The organism is Pseudoalteromonas sp. S4741, from assembly GCF_005886135.1.
Classification (GTDB): Bacteria; Pseudomonadota; Gammaproteobacteria; order Enterobacterales; family Alteromonadaceae; genus Pseudoalteromonas; species Pseudoalteromonas tetraodonis.
In genome coordinates, this window is record NZ_PNCN01000049.1 from 1 (window position 1) to 569 (window position 569).

Annotated in this window: 1 protein-coding gene; it reads right to left on the reverse strand. The window is 40.1% G+C overall.

What is annotated here, in order from left to right:
• On the reverse strand, window positions 1-393 hold a 393-nt coding region (locus CWC30_RS08455; protein ID WP_171034701.1), incomplete at its 3' end, for a transposase domain-containing protein.
• Window positions 394-569 lie beyond the last annotated feature (176 nt).

Consider the following 569-nt stretch of genomic DNA (forward strand, 5'->3'; position numbering starts at 1 on the left):
GGTGAAACCACACACATCATCAATAGTTTGCGACTGCTCCCACTGCGTTGCTGTATGTTTAAAAAGGTGTTTCATAGGCGCTGCGCCTAGCTTTTCTTTCCCTTTTATAATACTGCTAGTCGCCAATGGTGGAAGCTCTCCTTTAGCGTCAGGAAAAGCGAGCTCTAGTTTGTCACAGACTTCAGATATTGAGCGGTTTCTTAATAAACCAATCCCTAATACAAGCCAAGCAGCTTGCTCGGCGGGGAAACGTCGTTTACGCACAGAGGCTCTCCCTGTTTGAGTAACGGCTGCTTCAATCCACTCAAGGGGAATATGCTTAGTAAACGAATCAATATCACGATCTTGGCTAAACTCAGTAGTAAGGTGTAATTCTTTAATAAATTCAGACATAAAAATAGGCCACAACTTTTGTTGTAGCCTATTATGAAGCCTCTGAAAGATCGTTCAATTAACTTAAACGATCCGCATTACAAATTATGCGGCTTTTTTTATGTTTGATTATCAGTAAATATAGAGATATAGACGCTTATTTACAGTAACGCTTCAATGGCCTTTTTATCTTTATC